Below are 18,086 nucleotides of genomic sequence, written 5' to 3'. Positions count from 1 at the left end.
CAATCGTGCCGATGTTGACGTGCGGTTTTGTACGCTCAAACTTTTCCTTTGCCATGATGGCCTCCTTAATTTGCGGGTGCCGGGCTAAAGCCCGGCCTACGGGTATTTGGTAGGCCGGGCCTTAGCCCGGCGCACCGTCTTATGCGTATTTCGCCTGAATCTCGTCCGAGATGTTTTGCGGAACCGGATCGTAGTGGTCGAACTGCATGGTGAACTGGGCACGGCCCGACGACATCGAACGCAGGGTGTTGATGTAGCCGAACATGTTCGCCAGCGGAACGAACGCGTCGATCGCGATCGCGTTGCCGCGCGGTTCCTGACCAGACACCTGGCCGCGACGCGAGGTCAGGTCGCCGATGATACCGCCGGTGTATTCTTCCGGGGTGATCACTTCGACCTTCATGATCGGTTCCAGGAGTTTCGCGCCAGCTTTGCGCATGCCTTCACGCATACACATACGGGCCGCGATTTCGAACGCCAGAACGCTCGAGTCAACGTCGTGGAACTTACCGTCCAGCAGGGCAACCTTGAAGTCGATCACGGGGAAGCCAGCCAGCGGGCCGCTGTCCATGACCGAGTTGATGCCTTTTTCAACGCCCGGAATGTATTCCTTCGGAACGGCACCACCAACGATGCGGCTTTCGAACGAATAACCTTCGCCCGGTTCGGTCGGCTGGATTTCCAGCTTAACTTCACCGAACTGACCCGAACCACCCGACTGTTTCTTGTGGGTGTAGGTGTGCTCGACCGGCATCGAGATGGTCTCACGATAGGCCACCTGCGGCGCACCAATGTTCGCTTCAACCTTGAACTCGCGCTTCAGACGGTCAACCAGGATGTCCAGGTGAAGTTCGCCCATACCCTTCATGATGGTCTGACCCGATTCCAGATCAGTTTCCACACGGAAGGATGGGTCTTCGGCGGCCAGACGGGCCAGACCCTGAGACATCTTCTCTTGGTCGCCCTTGGTTTTGGGCTCGACCGCGATTTCGATCACCGGATCGGGGAAGGTCATGGTTTCCAGAACCACCGGCTCTTTCGCGTCACACAGGGTGTCACCGGTGGTGGTGTCTTTCAGACCCGCCAGCGCGATGATGTCGCCTGCAAACGCTTCTTCGATCTCTTCCCGGTTGTTCGAGTGCATCATCATCATACGACCGATGCGCTCTTTCTTACCTTTGGTCGAGTTCAGGATCGAGTCACCCTTGTTCATGGTGCCCGAGTAGATCCGGGTGAAGGTCAGCGAGCCAACGAAGGGGTCGTTCATGATTTTGAACGCCAGACCCGAGAACGCCATGTCGTCGTCTGCACGACGTGCGATGTTACGCTCTTCGTTTTCGTCACCGGGGGCGAAGCCCATGTAATCAACAACGTCCAGCGGGCTGGGCAGATAGTCGATCACAGCGTTCAGCAGCGGCTGAACACCTTTGTTCTTGAACGCCGAACCACCCAGAACCGGAACAAACGCGATGTCCAGGGTCCCTTTACGCAGCAGGGCGCGCAGGGTCTCAACGTCGGGCTCATTGCCTTCCAGGTATTCCATCATCGCGTCGTCGTCCATTTCGACGGCCGCTTCGATCATCTTGCCGCGCCATTCGTCAGCCATGTCTTTCAGGCTGTCGCGGATCGGAGCTTTGATCCAGCTTGCGCCCAGATCTTCACCTTGCCACAGCCATTCTTCCATGGTGACCAGGTCGATCAGACCTTCCAGCTCGGACTCGGCGCCGATCGGAATGCCAACCGGAACAGCACGTGCACCGGTGCGGTCTTCGATCATGCGAACGCAGTTGAAGAAGTCTGCGCCGATCTTGTCCATCTTGTTGACGAAAACCATACGCGGAACCTTGTAGCGGTCAGCCTGACGCCACACGGTTTCGGTCTGGGGCTCAACACCGGCGTTTGCGTCCAGAACGCAGACGGCACCGTCGAGAACCGCCAGCGAACGCTCAACTTCGATGGTGAAGTCAACGTGGCCGGGGGTGTCGATGATGTTCAGGCGGTGCTTGGGGGTATCGGCGGTTTTACCGTCTTCGGTGCGCTCCCAGAAAGTGGTAGTCGCAGCCGAAGTGATGGTGATGCCGCGTTCCTGCTCCTGCTCCATCCAGTCCATGGTGGCTGCACCATCGTGCACCTCACCGATGTTGTGGGATTTACCAGTGTAATACAGGATACGCTCCGAGCAGGTGGTCTTACCTGCGTCGATGTGCGCCATGATACCGAAGTTACGGTATAGTTCGAGCGGATATTCGCGTGCCATTTTTGATAAGCCTCTGGATTACCAACGGTAGTGGCTGAAGGCTTTGTTCGCCTCGGCCATCTTGTGGGTGTCTTCGCGCTTCTTCACGGCGGTACCGCGGGACTGTACAGCGTCCAGCAGTTCACCGGCGAGGCGTTCTTCCATGGTGTTTTCGTTGCGGCCGCGCGCAGCGGTGATCAGCCAACGGATGGCCAATGCTTCGCGGCGTTCGGGGCGGACTTCGACCGGAACCTGATAGGTTGCACCACCAACCCGGCGCGAGCGAACCTCGACCGACGGTTTGATGTTGTCGAGCGCTTCGTGGAACACTTCGACCGGTGCGCGCTTTACCTTGTTCTCGACGCGATCAAACGCGTTGTAAACGATGCGCTCTGCGACCGACTTCTTGCCGTCGATCATCAGGTTGTTCATGAATTTGGTCAGAACCTTGTCGCCAAATTTGGCGTCAGGCAGGACTTCGCGTTTTTCGGCGGCGTGACGACGTGACATATCAGCCTCTCCTTCTTACTTGGGACGCTTCGCGCCGTATTTCGAACGACGTTGCTTACGATCTTTGACGCCCTGAGTATCCAGAACACCGCGTAGGATGTGGTAACGCACACCGGGAAGGTCTTTCACACGGCCGCCACGGATCAGAACAACCGAGTGTTCCTGCAGGTTGTGGCTTTCACCGGGGATGTACGAGATGACCTCGAACCCGTTGGTCAGGCGCACCTTGGCAACCTTACGCATAGCCGAGTTCGGCTTTTTCGGTGTGGTGGTATACACACGTGTGCAGACGCCGCGTTTCTGCGGGCACTGCTCCAGGTGCATGGACTTCGAGCGTTTTACTTTGGGCTGCCGCGGCTTGCGGATCAGCTGTTGAATAGTTGGCATTCCGGTTTCTTCCCCGTTTTGCAACACACATGACATGCACGCGCATTGCGTGCGGTTAAACTTTGCTGCACTCATGCGTCCACAAGCGCAAAACCCGCGAGCGTTCCCATTCCGAGGTGAACGTCGCGGTTGGTTATCAGAGGGCGCGAACGGCAAAATTGTCCGGGCCTTGACCAGTTCATTACTGAAATCGGTTATGGGGCGGCCCCCGGTACCGAGATGACGCGCGTAATAGGGGGAGTCGGCCCAAGTGTCAACAGCACACCCGATCTGGTGCCCGACTGACGGCTTCGCCTTGAATTATCGCAGTTTGCCCAGCACTTCCAGCACATCAGACGTTGCGAGTTTCGGGTCGTGTGGGCATAGTCCCCGGCAACGCCCCGCGTCATGGATGAAACATGCAAGTTATCGGCTTGTGCCGCTTTTCTTACCCTGCTTATGGCGGCTTTCAGATCGAACATGAAACGATCGAAGAGCGCCGCGCCTATCTCTATAACCCCGCTCGTCTGGAAGAGCGGTTTCGCCTGTTCGAAACAACCACCCTGCCCTGTTTCAAAGAACAGACCGACGAGGATTTTCAACTGCTGGTCGTGATAGGTGATTGCCTGCCCAAGCCCGCCTTTGACCGGCTTCACGATTTGACGACGGGTATGAAGCAAATCAGGATCATCGCCCGAGAGCCCAAGCGACAGCGCCTCGTCATGAAAGAGGTTCTGAACGCCGCACGTGAAAACCCCGATGCGCCTTGTCTGCAATTCCGTCATGACGACGACGATGCAGTATCCGTTGATTTCGTCGAACGGCTGCGAATTGCCCTGCAGGACGGCAAAGGGCTGATTGAAAAAAATAAAACTGTCGCAATCGACTACAACAACGGATTTCTTGCACGGTTCGGTCCCAATGGGATTTTGGCAGCGCCGAAGTTTCAGCCTTTGCTCGGTGTGGGTTTGGGCATGTATGTGCGCGGCGGGTGTGACCTGACGATCATGAATTTCTCTCATTACCGGATGGGGAATTTCATGCCGGTGATCAGCTATCCTGATGCGCCAATGTGGGTACGCACACTGAACCAGTTCAACGACTCACCCCACGCCCGCAAGAAAAGCGCCGAGCTTTTGCCCCTCACCCCGGAACAGGAAGGCGAGTTTATCGCGCGTTTCGCGATTGAACAGGACGCTGTCCGGCGCGTTCACGGAAAAGCGTAAACAGACCCGCGCCAACGACAAGCACTGCGCCCAGCATTGTAATTGCGTCCGGCCAGTCACCGAACACCACCCAACCCAGCCCCAGTGCCCAGATCAGGCTGGAATAGCGGAAAGGTGCGATAAAACCCACATCCCCTTCGCGCATCACCATAACGCTGAACAGGTATCCCATCAGAACAAACACGGCGGCGGAGGCGACCAAAATGCCCGCCTCGGTCGGCACGGGCTGCCATCCCGTTACAAACGTGGCGACACTTGCAGCCAACGTAATCGTCACAGTCGTTGCGAGTGTCACAACAAGCGAAGGCACATGGCTGGACATGCGTCGTGTGATCAAGTCCCGTGCAGTCACCGAAGCCACCGCAATCAGCGCATAAATTGAGAAAACGCTAAAACCCTCGGGGCCGGGCCGCACGATCAACAACATGCCGACAAAGCCCATCCCGATCGCAGCGACCCGTCGCCAACCGATATATTCGCGGAAAAACAGCGCAGCCCCCAGTGTTACAGTCAACGGCAAGGCCTGAAGGACTGCCGTCACATTCGCCAGCGGCATGTGCAGAAGCGCCGTCAAAAAGAAGAATGTGGCCGACAGTTCGGCCAGGCATCGCGCGGCGACAAGCCATTTGTCATGGCGCGGAAAATTCAGATGCAGGGCCCCAAAATGGCGAACCAGCAAGAAAACAAGTACCGTCGCCAGAACACCCCGCATTGCCACCATCTGAAACAAAGGAACCTCGGCCCCTGCAACCTTTACCAAGGTATCGTTGATGGTAAACGCAGCCATGCTGCCCATCATCAACAGGGCGCCTTTCATGTTTGGGGTCATTGAAACAAAACTCGAATATCGTCCTGCACATTCGCGCGGACGAAGCATGACAAGTCAATACTCGACCCCGAAACGCAAAATTGTCATTTTGTATAAAATACTGAAATTAAAAATTATTTTTGAGATTACTATTTTTTCCGAGACTATTTTCGAGAAAGACCTTCAAGGTTTCTGGCAATAACCGCATCACCACCAATCCATAGCGTATCGGCAAAAGGTGCGTTTAATGTATTCGCGCTCGATTTTCTGGTCTTAACCCTCAGCGCTTGGCACCCATCATCCGGCGAAGGCGACGGCTTTGACCAAAAGAAAAGGCCCCACGTTTCCGCAGGGCCTGTTCATTGTTCTAAAGGTTCGCTTATTCGCGGCTTTCCGGAGTGTCGATCACCACGTCCAGCTCATCACCAACCATGTCGTCGTCAATGACCGGAGCGGCAAGGGCAGCGGCGGCTTCGGCCTCTTCCCGGCGGGCTTCGATGACCACGTTGTCACGCGATTGCGCAACCTGACGCACGGCCTGGGTCGCACCACCGGTACCGGCGGGGATCAGACGACCGACGATGACGTTCTCTTTCAGGCCAACCAGTTTGTCTTTCTTGCCCTGAACCGACGCTTCGGTCAGCACACGGGTGGTTTCCTGGAACGACGCCGCCGAGATGAACGAACGCGTTTGCAGCGAGGCTTTGGTGATCCCCAGAAGGATCGGCTCGCCCTGTGCCGGACGACCACCGCGCGCGATGGTCTTCTCGTTGGCTGCGTCGAACTCTTGCTTGTCGACATGTTCGCCTTTCAGCAGGGTGGTATCGCCTGAATCCAGGATCTCCCACTTCTGCAGCATCTGGCGCACGATGACTTCGATGTGCTTGTCGTTGATCTTCACGCCCTGCAAGCGATAGACGTCCTGCACCTCGTCGATCATGTAATCCGCCAGCGCTTCGACACCCATGATGGACAGGATGTCGTGCGGAGCCGGATTACCGTCCATCAGATATTCACCCTTCTGGATGAAATCCCCTTCGGCGACCGGGATGTGCTTGCCCTTGGGAACCATGTATTCGATGGTCTCCATGGACTCGTCAGCCGGTTCGATGCTGATGCGGCGCTTGTTCTTGTAGTCGCGGCCAAAGCGTACGTAACCATCGGCTTCTGCGATGATCGCGTGATCTTTCGGACGGCGGGCTTCGAACAGTTCGGCCACACGCGGTAGACCACCGGTGATGTCCTTGGTCTTGGCACCTTCACGCGGGATACGCGCGACAACGTCACCAGCTTCGATTTGCTGACCATCTTCAACTGACAGGATCGCATCCACCGACATCGGATAGTGAACCGGGTTGCCCGCGTCGTTGCGGACCGGCTCGCCATCTTCACCGACCAGAATGATCTCGGGCTTGAGGTCGCTGCCTTTAGGGGCGGCGCGCCAGTCGATCACGATCTTCTGGGTCATACCGGTTGCTTCGTCGGTCTCGTCGCGGACAGCAAGGCCCGAAACAAGGTCAACGTATTTCGCAGTACCGGCTTTCTCGGCGATGATCGGCAGGGTGTAGGGATCCCACTCGAACAGCTTGTCGCCACGGGCAACGGTTGCGCCATCCTTGACGAACAGCTTGGAGCCATAGCCCAGCTTGAAGCTGGCACGCTCTTCGCCGTGTTCGTCGTTGATCACCAGCTTCATGTTCCGGCCCATGACCAGGCTTTCGCCTGCGGCATTGACCAGAATCTGCGGGTTTTCGAACGCGACAACGCCTTCCTGGTTGGCTTCCTGGAACGACTGCTGACCACCTTGCGCAACACCACCGATGTGGAAGGTCCGCATGGTCAGCTGTGTACCGGGTTCACCGATCGACTGCGCGGCGATAATGCCAACAGCTTCACCCGTGTTCACCATGGTACCGCGAGCCAGGTCACGACCGTAGCAGGTTGCACAAACGCCTTCCTCGGACTCACAGGTCAGAGGCGAGCGGATGCGCATCGAGGCAACGCCAGCTTCGTCAATGGTGTCAGCCATACGTTCGTCGATCAGCTGCCCGGCTGCCACGATCACCTCATCGGTGCCCGGACGCAGAACATCGTCTGCGGCCACACGGCCCAGCACGCGTTCGGCCAGCGAGGCGACAACCTCACCATCGTTCACGGCTGCTTCGGCAGTGATCGCACGCTCGGTGCCACAGTCGATCTCACGAACGATACAGTCTTGCGCCACGTCCACCAGACGACGGGTCAGGTAACCCGAGTTCGCCGTCTTCAGAGCGGTATCCGACAGACCTTTACGGGCACCGTGGGTCGAGTTGAAGTACTCGAGAACGGTCAGACCTTCTTTAAAGTTCGAGATGATCGGCGTTTCGATGATGTCGCCGTTCGGCTTGGCCATCAGGCCGCGCATACCACCCAGCTGTTTCATCTGAGTGACCGAGCCACGCGCACCCGAGTGTGCCATCATGTAGACCGAGTTCGGTTCCTGTTCAGACCCATCCTCTGCCCGATCCGAGGACGAGATTGTGCTCATCATCGCATCGGTCACCCGGTCGTTACACTTCGACCAGGCATCGACAACTTTGTTGTACTTTTCGCCCTGAGTGATCAGGCCGTCCATGTACTGCTGTTCAAAGTCTTTCACCTGATCGCGGGTGTCATCGACGATGCCCCACTTATCGCCCGGAATGACCATGTCGTCCTTACCGAACGAGATGCCCGCCTTGAACGCTTCTTTGAAGCCCATCGACATGATCTGGTCACAGAAGATAACCGACTCTTTCTGACCGCAGTAACGGTAGACGGTGTCGATCACCTGCTGCACTTCTTTCTTCCGCAGCAGGCGGTTGACCAGCTCGAACGGCGCTTTGTTGTTCATCGGCAGCAACGCACCCAGACGCAGACGGCCCGGAGTGGTCTCGTAACGCTTCTGAACTTCGTTGCCTTCGTCGTCGATCTGCGTGATCCGCGCGGTGATCTTGGTGTGCAGGTGCACTTCACCGGCGTCCAGCGCGTGCTGAACTTCTTCGATCGAACCAAAGACCTTGCCTTCACCCGGCATGCCTTCGCGTTCCAGGGTCACATAGTAGAGGCCCAGGATCATATCCTGCGACGGAACGATGATCGGTGCGCCGTTTGCAGGCGACAGAACGTTGTTCGTTGACATCATCAGAACACGGGCTTCCAACTGCGCCTCAAGGCTCAGAGGCACGTGAACCGCCATCTGGTCACCATCGAAGTCGGCGTTAAAGGCCGAACAGACCAGCGGGTGCAACTGGATGGCTTTGCCTTCGATCAGAACCGGTTCGAACGCCTGAATGCCAAGGCGGTGCAGCGTAGGCGCACGGTTCAGCATGACAGGGTGTTCGCGGATCACTTCGTCGAGGATATCCCACACTTCGGGACGCTCTTTCTCAACCAGTTTCTTCGCCTGTTTCACGGTCGAAGACAGACCCTTGGCTTCAAGGCGCGAGTAGATGAACGGCTTGAACAGCTCCAACGCCATCTTCTTGGGCAGGCCACACTGGTGCAGCTTGAGTTCCGGGCCGGTCACAATGACCGAACGGCCCGAGAAGTCGACGCGCTTACCCAGAAGGTTCTGACGGAAGCGACCCTGCTTGCCTTTCAGCATGTCAGACAGCGATTTCAGCGGACGCTTGTTGGCGCCGGTGATCACGCGGCCACGACGGCCATTGTCGAACAAAGCATCCACGGATTCCTGCAACATCCGCTTTTCGTTGCGGACGATGATGTCAGGCGCGCGCAGCTCGATCAGGCGCTTCAGACGGTTGTTCCGGTTGATGACACGGCGATACAGATCGTTCAGATCCGAAGTCGCGAAACGGCCACCATCCAGCGGAACCAGCGGACGCAGTTCCGGCGGAATGACCGGGATCACGGTCATCACCATCCATTCGGGCCGGTTGCCCGACTCGAGGAAGGATTCAACAACCTTCAGGCGCTTGATGATCTTCTTGGGCTTCAGTTCGCCGGTTGCTTCGGCCAGATCAGCGCGCAGCTGCTCGGCTTCGGCTTCCAGATCGATCTGGGCCAGCATCTCACGGATAGCTTCGGCACCGATATTCGCGGTGAACGCGTCCATTCCATAGGCATCCTGCGCGTCCATGTACTCTTCTTCGGTCAGCATCTGGCCGTAGGTCAGGTCGGTCAGACCGGGCTCGATGACGACGTAGTTTTCAAAGTACAGAACTCGTTCCAGATCGCGCAGCGTCATGTCCAGCATCAGACCGATGCGGGACGGCAGCGATTTCAGGAACCAGATATGTGCAACGGGCGCAGCCAGTTCGATATGGCCCATACGCTCGCGGCGGACTTTCTGCAGGGTGACTTCCACACCGCATTTCTCGCAGACAACGCCGCGATACTTCATCCGCTTATATTTGCCGCACAGACATTCGTAATCTTTGATCGGGCCAAAGATACGCGCGCAGAACAGGCCGTCACGCTCGGGCTTGAACGTCCGGTAGTTGATGGTTTCGGGTTTCTTGATCTCGCCATAGGACCAAGACAGGATCCGCTCGGGCGACGCCAGTGAGACCTTGATCTCGTCAAAGACCTTCGGGGGCGTCAGCGGGTTGAACGGGTTGTTGGTGATTTCCTGGTTCATTTGTTACCTCAAATCTTGCGGAAGGGGGGACGGGAGAAAGGGCAGCGCCCTTACTCCTCAACCTCCGCATCCAGGAGTTCCATATTCAGGCCGAGGCCACGGACTTCTTTAACCAGAACGTTGAATGATTCCGGTACGCCCGCTTCAAAGTTATCCTCGCCCTTGACGATCGACTCATAGACCTTGGTCCGGCCGGCGACGTCATCCGATTTCACGGTGAGCATCTCCTGCAGGGTGTAGGCGGCGCCGTAAGCTTCCAGAGCCCAGACCTCCATCTCACCAAAGCGCTGACCACCGAACTGCGCCTTACCACCCAGCGGCTGCTGAGTAACCAGGCTGTAGGGCCCGGTCGAACGCGCGTGGATCTTGTCGTCCACAAGGTGGTGCAGTTTCAGCAAGTACTTGATGCCCACGGTCACCGGACGTGCGAATTGCTCACCGGTACGACCGTCGAACAGAACCGACTGACCGCTTTCCGAGAAGCCCGCACGCACCAGCGCGTCGTTGACGTCAGCCTCTTTGGCACCGTCGAAGACCGGGGTTGCGATCGGAACACCGCGGGTCACGTTGCCCGCAGCCTCGATCAGGCCATCCTCGTCCAGACCGGTGATGCCTTCTTCGTAGACATCTTCGCCATATGCCAGCTTCATCGCTTCGCGCACCGGGGTCAGGTCGCCGGACCGGCGGTACTCACCCAGAGCGTCGTCGATGTTCAGACCCAGACCGCGTGCGGCCCAACCCATGTGGGTTTCCAGAATCTGACCTACGTTCATACGCGAAGGCACGCCCAGCGGGTTCAGACAGAAGTCAACCGGGGTACCATCGGCCAGGAACGGCATGTCTTCCATCGGAACAACCTTGGAGATCACACCTTTGTTCCCGTGACGACCGGCCATCTTGTCGCCCGGCTGCAGCTTGCGCTTCACGGCGATGAAGACTTTGACCATCTTCATCACACCCGGGGGCAGGTCATCGCCACGGCGGACTTTCTCGACCTTGTCCTCGAAACGGGCGTCCAGAGCACGCTTTTGCACTTCGTACTGCTCATTCAGGGCCTCGACGATCTGTGCGTCCTGCTCGCCTTCCAGCGCCAGCTGCCACCACTGACCACGGGTCAGGGTTTCCAGCAGATCCTCGGTGATCACCGACCCTGCCTTGACGCCTTTCGGGCCTTTGACAGCGGTTTTACCCAGGATCAGACCTTGCAGACGCGCATAGATGTTGCGGTCAAGGATCGCCAGCTCGTCATCCCGGTCACGGGCCAAACGTTCGACTTCCTCACGCTCGATCTGCAGCGCACGCTCGTCTTTCTCGACGCCGTGACGGTTGAAGACGCGGACCTCAACGACCGTACCGTAATCGCCCGGCTTCACGCGCAGCGAGGTGTCGCGCACGTCAGATGCTTTCTCACCAAAGATGGCGCGCAGAAGCTTTTCTTCCGGGGTCATCGGGCTTTCGCCCTTCGGAGTGATCTTGCCGACCAGAATATCGCCCGGCTCAACATCCGCGCCGATGTAAACGATACCCGCCTCGTCGAGGTTGCGCAGCGCTTCTTCACCGACATTCGGGATGTCACGGGTGATCTCTTCCGGGCCCAGCTTGGTGTCACGGGCGGCGACTTCGAATTCCTCGATATGGACCGAGGTAAAGACGTCATCGCGCGCGATACGTTCCGAGATCAGGATCGAGTCTTCATAGTTGTAACCGTTCCACGGCATGAACGCGACGACCACGTTTTTACCAAGGGCCAGTTCACCCATATCGGTCGACGGACCATCGGCAATGACTTCGCCCTTCTGGACGGTGTCACCCACCTTGATCAGCGGACGCTGGTTGATGCAGGTGTTCTGGTTCGAACGCTGGAATTTGCGCAGACGATAGATGTCTACGCCAGCGTCGCCCAGTTCCAGATCTTCGGTGGCGCGGATAACGATACGCTGGGCATCGACCTGGTCGATGATACCGGCGCGTTTCGCCTGAATTGCAGCGCCCGAGTCGATCGCAACCTTTTCTTCGATGCCGGTACCGACCAGCGGCGCTTCGGCGCGCAGCAGCGGAACCGCCTGACGTTGCATGTTCGAGCCCATCAGAGCGCGGTTGGCGTCGTCATTTTCAAGGAACGGGATCAGCGATGCAGCGACCGAGACCAGCTGTTTCGGCGACACGTCGATTAGGTCAACATTCTCACGCGGGGCAAGAGTGTAGTCACCCGCCTGACGGGTCGAGACCAGATCGTTGATGAACTTGCCATCAGCATCCAGCGTCGCGTTCGCCTGCGCTACAGTGTGACGCATTTCCTCGGTCGCGGACATGTAGTGAACCTCATCGGTCACCTCGGCGTCTTTGACGACGCGATACGGTGTTTCGATGAAGCCATACTTGTTCACGCGGGCGAAGGTGGCCAGCGAGTTGATCAGACCGATGTTCGGACCTTCAGGCGTTTCAATCGGGCACATCCGGCCGTAGTGGGTCGGGTGTACGTCACGCACCTCAAAGCCCGCACGCTCACGCGTCAGACCACCGGGGCCAAGCGCCGAGAGGCGGCGTTTGTGGGTGACTTCCGACAGCGGGTTGGTCTGGTCCATGAACTGCGACAGCTGCGACGAGCCGAAGAATTCGCGGACGGCAGCCGCAGCCGGTTTCGCGTTGATCAAGTCTTGCGGCATGACGGTGTCAATCTCGACCGACGACATACGCTCTTTGATCGCGCGCTCCATGCGCAGCAGGCCAACGCGGTACTGGTTTTCCATCAGTTCGCCGACCGAACGCACACGACGGTTGCCGAGGTGGTCGATATCGTCCACGTCGCCTGTGCCGTCGCGCAGTTCCACCAGCGCCTTGATGCAGGCCACGATGTCTTCGCGGCGCAGGGTGCGCAGGGTGTCCGGCGCGTCCAGAGCCAAACGCATGTTCATCTTCACGCGACCAACGGCAGACAGGTCATAGCGCTCGCTGTCGAAGAACAACGTGTCGAACAGGGCCGAGGCCGCTTCGACGGTGGGCGGCTCACCCGGGCGCATGACGCGGTAGATGTCCATCAGAGCGCTTTCACGGTTCAGGTTCTTGTCCTGAGCCATGGTGTTGCGCATGTAGGGGCCAACGTTGACGTTGTCGATGTCCAGAACCGGAATATCGGTGATGCCCGCATCCATCAGTTCTTTGACAGAACCACCAATCAGATCGCCGTCCTTGTCATATTCCAGGGTCAGCTCATCACCGGCCTCGACATAGATCGCCCCGTTTTCTTCGTTGATGATGTCCTTGGCGACAAACTTGCCGACGATGTGGTCAAACGGAACCAACAGGTCGGTGACAGTGCCTTCGTCGATCAGTTTCTTGACCGCACGCGGGGTGACTTTCTTGCCCGCTTCGGCAATCACTTCGCCGGATTTCGCGTCGATCAGATCATATGTCGGACGGGTACCACGCACGCGCTCGGGGAAGAACGGTGTGACCCATCCATTCTTCTTGTCCAGCTTGTAGGACACGGTCTCGTAATACGCGTCCATGATGGCTTCCTGGTCCAGACCCAGCGCATAAAGCAGGGTGGTCACAGGCAGTTTGCGACGGCGGTCGATGCGGGCGAACACGATGTCCTTGGCGTCGAACTCAAAGTCCAGCCAGCTGCCGCGATACGGGATTATGCGGCAGGCAAACAACAGTTTACCGGACGAGTGGGTCTTGCCCTTGTCGTGGTCAAAGAACACACCGGGCGAACGGTGCATCTGGCTGACGATCACACGCTCGGTACCGTTCACGATGAACGTACCGTTCGGCGTCATCAGGGGCATGTCGCCCATGAACACGTCCTGTTCCTTGATGTCCTTGACCGATTTCGCGCCGGTGTCCTCATCGACATCAAACACGATCAGACGCAGAGTCACCTTCAGCGGCGCGCTGTAGGTCATGTCGCGCTGCATGCACTCTTCGACGTCATATTTGGGTTTTTCCAGATCGTATTTCACGAACTCCAGAACGGAGGTTTCGTTGAAATCCTTGATCGGGAAAACCGACTGGAACACGCCTTTGATGCCTTCGCCGTCAGTGGGCTGCTCTGCATCGCCGGAGCGTAGGAAAAGATCATAAGAAGATTTCTGGACCTCAATGAGGTTCGGCATTTCCAAAACTTCACGGATTTTGCCGTAATATTTACGAAGACGTTTCTGGCCAAGGAACGTTTGAGCCATGTCAGATGTCACCTTTCGATGTTCTCAGCGGGCAAAGACACCGTCGGGCCCCGGCATCTTGCACATTCGAGACGACACGTCCGGATCAATTCATGGCCACCGTCCCGAAGGCAGCCTCCCGATCCAAGAACCGCGTCTTAGAAAACGCCCCAAAGTTGAGGCCCTTTCTAAGACAGGTTCGGCTGGACCCGGATTTCTCCGGACCCAGCCAAATTTCCGACGCATCAGCGATGCGCCATTGGACTGACTTAGGCCAGTTCGACCTCGGCGCCAGCTGCTTCCAGCTTGCCTTTGATCTCTTCGGCTTCTGCTTTGTCGACGCCTTCTTTGATCTTGCCGCCAGCTTCGACCAGTTCCTTGGCTTCTTTCAGGCCCAGACCGGTGATGCCGCGAACTTCTTTGATCACGTTGATTTTCGAAGCGCCGGCGTTCTTCAGAACGACGTCGAATTCGGTTTTTTCCTCAGCAGCTGCACCGCCGGCGTCGCCAGCTGCACCTGCGACCATTACGGCGCCGCCAGCTGCGGGCTCGATGCCGTACTCGTCTTTGAGGATGGTTTTCAGTTCTTGTGCTTCCAGCAGGGTCAGACCCACGATGCTTTCTGCCAGTGCTTTCAGATCAGCCATTGTATTAGCTCTTTCCGTTTTACAGTGTGTGTTCCAACGTCAGGGTATTCATCCCACGCAGATCATTCAGTGCCAACCGCTTACGCAGCTTCCGCCTTCTCTTCGATGGTGGAAAGGATGCTTGCGATGTTGCTTGCAGGTGCGCCAATTGCACCGGCGATGTTCGAAGCAGGCGCGCCAAGCATACCAGCGATCGTAGCAATAAGCTCTTCACGCGACGGCATTTTCGACACGGCTGTCACACCAGCCCGGTCCAGAGCGTTCTCGCCCATTGCACCGCCAAGAATTTCGAACTTTTGGTTCTCTTTGGCGAAGTCCTCGGCCACCTTGGCTGCTGCCACGGGGTCCTCGGAATAGGTCAGAACGGTCATACCCGTCAGCAGGTCACCAATGCTTTCACATGGCTTTCCGTCGAGGGCGATTTTGGCAAGCCTGTTCTTGGCAACACGCACGGCACCACCCGCGTCACGAGCACGTGCGCGAAGGTCCTGCATCTCGGCAACTGTCAGACCGGCGTAATGGGCTACCACTACGACGCCAGAGCTTTCGAAGATTTGGCCGAGTTCCTCGACCACTTTCTCTTTCTGGGCTCTATCCACAGTTCTCTCCAAGTTTGGGATGTTGGACATCCCGGCTCATATTTGCCGAGGGTGAAACCCCGGCGTTCAGGTCCGTTGTTACGGGATTGGCCAAAATGCGCCCGAGGATCGCGACCCTCAGAATTCTTTGGTCTTACCCGTCTCAGGCAGGAGATTAAGGGGCCGAATGGCACCACCCACCGTCTTGGACGAAACGAAATAAAGCGCACGACGAATCGCACGCTTTACTCCGCAAGTCTTATTAGGGCAGTTGGATGGGGTTTCCAAGGGGTAAATTGCGAATTTGGCCACGCCATTTTGCACCCCAGTTCGAACCCACCAGAACCCATCCAACTGTACGGATTTCATAGCGTTTTCCGCCAACCGGCAACAAAACCTATTTCTTGCCGTTGACACGCAAATCCCGCTGCGTTCCAGTCCGGTGAAAGGCACATCACCAAGGACATGGCCCGTTGGCTACTTCTCTTCCGCTCTCGGATCAAGAACATGACCGGGTCACCGCATTTATTGTCGAGTTTTCCAATGCGGTCCTGCACGCCCCAGTGACACAGTATGACTGTATCTACCGGTCGCACGCCTTCGCAGAGTCTCGGGCCGTTCTGGTTCTGCGCTCGACAGCGGGATCCTTCGCCCTCAAGATCGACACCGAGTCTCCGGCGACCGGTCGACTGAAAGACGAATTCGAGTTATTGGTTGACCTGTCCCGATACTTTGAACGCACAGACTCGTCCCGTGTCGTGCAGCCTGTCTACCTATCGCCCGGAGGGGCCTTTCTGGTCACAGAGTTCATCGACAGGCCCACTGCCGTTGATCTGATTTATAACAGCAAGGACGATAACCAAGTGGTGCAGGTCTATCGTCGGGCGGGGTCCTGGCTCAGTGACTTTCACAGCCGCCTGGCGCCCGTCAACTATGGGTTCCGGCCGAAATGGATGATTGACAGCATTTGCGATCTTGCGGCGATGGTCCCGGATGACATCGCGCAGAAAAGCCGGAAAATGATTGATGCTATGGTGACCGACGGCGAACGCCTTAAGGGGATCGAGGACCTGAGGGTCTTTTCACACGGTGATTTTCACGGGCAGAACCTGATTATCGGACAAGGCAAAACTCACGGTCTGGACTTTACTGAGGTATGCGAAAAACTGGCCGTCTACGATATCGTCGACTTTCTCAAGGCTGATATCTTTCGGGATGGTCCAGCCAGCGCGGTGGATCAGAGCGGCATTCTGCGGCGAAATAAGCAAATGTTCCTGCGCCGCTACCGCCTGCCGATTGACACCGATATCCTCGATTTCTGCATTCGTGGCCGATTGCTCAAAGACTGGCTGGACTATTGGCGCACTGACTTTACCTGCAGCGCGTTCGAGAAATTTCGGCGCACGCGTCTGGAAATGCGGCTGGATATCGCCTTTGGCACGGCAAACTAGACTATGGAACGAAAAAGCCCGAACAGTTTGCACTGCCCGGGCTCAATACTTTTTTGCTTCGCGTTAAGGCTTATTCGCCCGCAGCAGCCGCCACATCCAGAGTCACACCCGGGCCCATGGTCGAGCTCAGCGCGATTTTCTTCATGTAGGTGCCTTTGGCGCCCGACGGCTTGGCCTTGGCAACAGCCGAGACAAAGGCACGGACGTTTTCAACCAGCTTGGCTTCGTCGAACGACGCTTTGCCAACGCCAGCGTGCACAACGCCGCCTTTTTCCGCCTTGAACTGAACTTCACCGCCCTTGGCTGCTTCCACGGCCGCTTTCACGTCCATGGTCACAGTGCCAACCTTGGGGTTCGGCATCAGGTTGCGGGGGCCCAGAACTTTACCCAGACGGCCAACGATCGGCATCATGTCCGGGGTGGCAATGCAACGATCGAATTCGATGGTGCCGCCCTGAATGGTTTCCATCAGGTCTTCTGCGCCAACGATATCCGCGCCTGCTTCTTTCGCTTCGTCCGCCTTCGGGCCACGAGCGAATACAGCGACGCGCATCGCTTTGCCGGTGCCATTGGGCAGGCCGACAACGCCACGAACCATCTGGTCTGCGTGACGGGTGTCAACGCCGAGGTTCAGAGCGATTTCGATGGTCTCGTCGAATTTCGAGGTCGCGTTGCCTTTTACCAGAGCAACGGCTTCTTCGATCGACAGGTTTTCCTTGCCAGCGACAGCTTCGCGCGCAGCGCGGGTACGTTTACCAAGTTTTGCCATCTTACTTCACCTCGATGCCCATAGAGCGGGCCGAGCCCAGGATGATCTGCATTGCGCCTTCGACGTCGTTGGCGTTCAGATCTTTCATTTTGGCTTCGGCGATTTCGCGAACCTGCTTGGTGGTCACGGTTGCCACGGTCTCACGACCTGGGTTTTCCGCGCCACGGGGGCGGTTACGCTTGCCAACCGGCTTCAGACCAGCCGCTTTTTTCAGGTAATAAGACGCGGGCGGCGTCTTGATGTCCATGGTGAAGGACTTGTCCTGATAATAGGTAATCACGGTCGGGCAAGGGGCGCCTTGCTCCATGTCTGCGGTCTTGGCGTTGAACGCCTTGCAGAATTCCATGATGTTGATGCCGCGCTGACCCAGCGCCGGACCAACTGGCGGCGACGGGTTTGCCTGACCTGCAGGAACCTGCAGTTTCATTGTACCAGCAAGCTTCTTGGCCATTTGGTTTTCCTTTCAACTCGGGCGAAACGCGTTTCACCCAGATTATGTTGCGTGGTCCGATCCGGGATCGCGATCCCAGCAACCTCCCACGAGAGAATCTCGCCCGAAGACGATAGAGGCGGCGTTTACAGCGGAATGTGGGGGTTGGCAAGGGGTGCAAACCCACCAACAGATAAGCTTTCGCCCTAGTAAGCTAACCCCGATCACAACTCGTGCAACTGCTCCGATCTGCCAAAGATTAAGCAACCTTGCCAGAC

12 protein-coding genes are annotated in these 18,086 nt (G+C 57.4%); 2 read left to right on the top strand and 10 right to left on the bottom strand.

Features of this window, described 5'->3' with window-relative positions:
• Positions 1-139: 139 nt before the first annotated feature.
• Genes fusA through rpsL form a run of 3 tightly spaced genes read right to left on the bottom strand, consistent with a single transcriptional unit; the run spans position 140 to position 3,133 of the window.
• Positions 140-2,257 (bottom strand): elongation factor G, encoded by a 2,118-nt coding sequence (fusA, locus tag GOV88_RS09355; RefSeq protein ID WP_171124295.1) that lies wholly within the window; start codon positions 2,255-2,257, stop codon positions 140-142.
• An 18-nt stretch (positions 2,258-2,275) separates the two neighbouring features.
• Positions 2,276-2,746, bottom strand: a complete 471-nt coding sequence (gene rpsG, locus GOV88_RS09350) for a 30S ribosomal protein S7 (RefSeq protein WP_010441203.1) — start codon at positions 2,744-2,746, stop codon at positions 2,276-2,278.
• A gap of 15 nt (positions 2,747-2,761) precedes the next feature.
• Complete coding sequence (rpsL, locus tag GOV88_RS09345) at positions 2,762-3,133, bottom strand: 30S ribosomal protein S12 (RefSeq protein WP_005621086.1); 372 nt, start codon at positions 3,131-3,133, stop codon at positions 2,762-2,764.
• A 398-nt stretch (positions 3,134-3,531) separates the two neighbouring features.
• On the opposite strand from rpsL, the gene GOV88_RS09340 reads away from it, so the two are divergent.
• Positions 3,532-4,338: a putative rhamnosyl transferase gene (locus GOV88_RS09340; RefSeq protein WP_171240233.1), complete on the top strand. Its 807-nt coding sequence runs from the start codon at positions 3,532-3,534 to the stop codon at positions 4,336-4,338.
• On the opposite strand, the gene GOV88_RS09335 is transcribed toward GOV88_RS09340, so the two are convergent.
• The 5 genes from GOV88_RS09335 to rplJ form a co-directional block, all read right to left on the bottom strand.
• Positions 4,280-5,167, bottom strand: a complete 888-nt coding sequence (locus GOV88_RS09335; RefSeq protein ID WP_171240232.1) for a DMT family transporter — start codon at positions 5,165-5,167, stop codon at positions 4,280-4,282. The genes GOV88_RS09340 and GOV88_RS09335 overlap by 59 nt on opposite strands.
• Before the next feature lie 358 nt (positions 5,168-5,525).
• On the bottom strand, positions 5,526-9,767 hold the full coding sequence (gene rpoC, locus GOV88_RS09330) for a DNA-directed RNA polymerase subunit beta' (protein WP_171240231.1): 4,242 nt from the start codon (positions 9,765-9,767) through the stop codon (positions 5,526-5,528).
• A 50-nt stretch (positions 9,768-9,817) separates the two neighbouring features.
• On the bottom strand, positions 9,818-13,954 hold the full coding sequence (gene rpoB / locus GOV88_RS09325) for a DNA-directed RNA polymerase subunit beta (protein WP_171240230.1): 4,137 nt from the start codon (positions 13,952-13,954) through the stop codon (positions 9,818-9,820).
• Positions 13,955-14,202: 248 nt separating this feature from the next.
• Positions 14,203-14,580, bottom strand: a complete 378-nt coding sequence (rplL, locus tag GOV88_RS09320) for a 50S ribosomal protein L7/L12 (protein WP_170485701.1) — start codon at positions 14,578-14,580, stop codon at positions 14,203-14,205.
• 80 nt (positions 14,581-14,660) lie between these two features.
• Positions 14,661-15,179, bottom strand: a complete 519-nt coding sequence (rplJ, locus tag GOV88_RS09315; protein ID WP_170355300.1) for a 50S ribosomal protein L10 — start codon at positions 15,177-15,179, stop codon at positions 14,661-14,663.
• Between the two features lie 452 nt (positions 15,180-15,631).
• On the opposite strand from rplJ, the gene GOV88_RS09310 reads away from it, so the two are divergent.
• Positions 15,632-16,609: a phosphotransferase gene (locus tag GOV88_RS09310; RefSeq protein WP_171240229.1), complete on the top strand. Its 978-nt coding sequence runs from the start codon at positions 15,632-15,634 to the stop codon at positions 16,607-16,609.
• Between the two features lie 70 nt (positions 16,610-16,679).
• Here the strand turns inward: GOV88_RS09310 and rplA are convergent, their stop codons facing one another.
• Both rplA and rplK read right to left on the bottom strand, forming a co-directional pair.
• Complete coding sequence (rplA, locus tag GOV88_RS09305) at positions 16,680-17,378, bottom strand: 50S ribosomal protein L1 (protein WP_171124308.1); 699 nt, start codon at positions 17,376-17,378, stop codon at positions 16,680-16,682.
• A 1-nt stretch (position 17,379) separates the two neighbouring features.
• On the bottom strand, positions 17,380-17,829 hold the full coding sequence (rplK, locus tag GOV88_RS09300; RefSeq protein WP_113791694.1) for a 50S ribosomal protein L11: 450 nt from the start codon (positions 17,827-17,829) through the stop codon (positions 17,380-17,382).
• Between the last annotated feature and the right edge of the window lie 257 nt (positions 17,830-18,086).

Source organism: Ruegeria sp. HKCCA5491 (assembly GCF_013034565.1).
Classification (GTDB): Bacteria; Pseudomonadota; Alphaproteobacteria; order Rhodobacterales; family Rhodobacteraceae; genus Ruegeria.
This window is presented reverse-complemented; position numbering and strand designations above follow the sequence as displayed.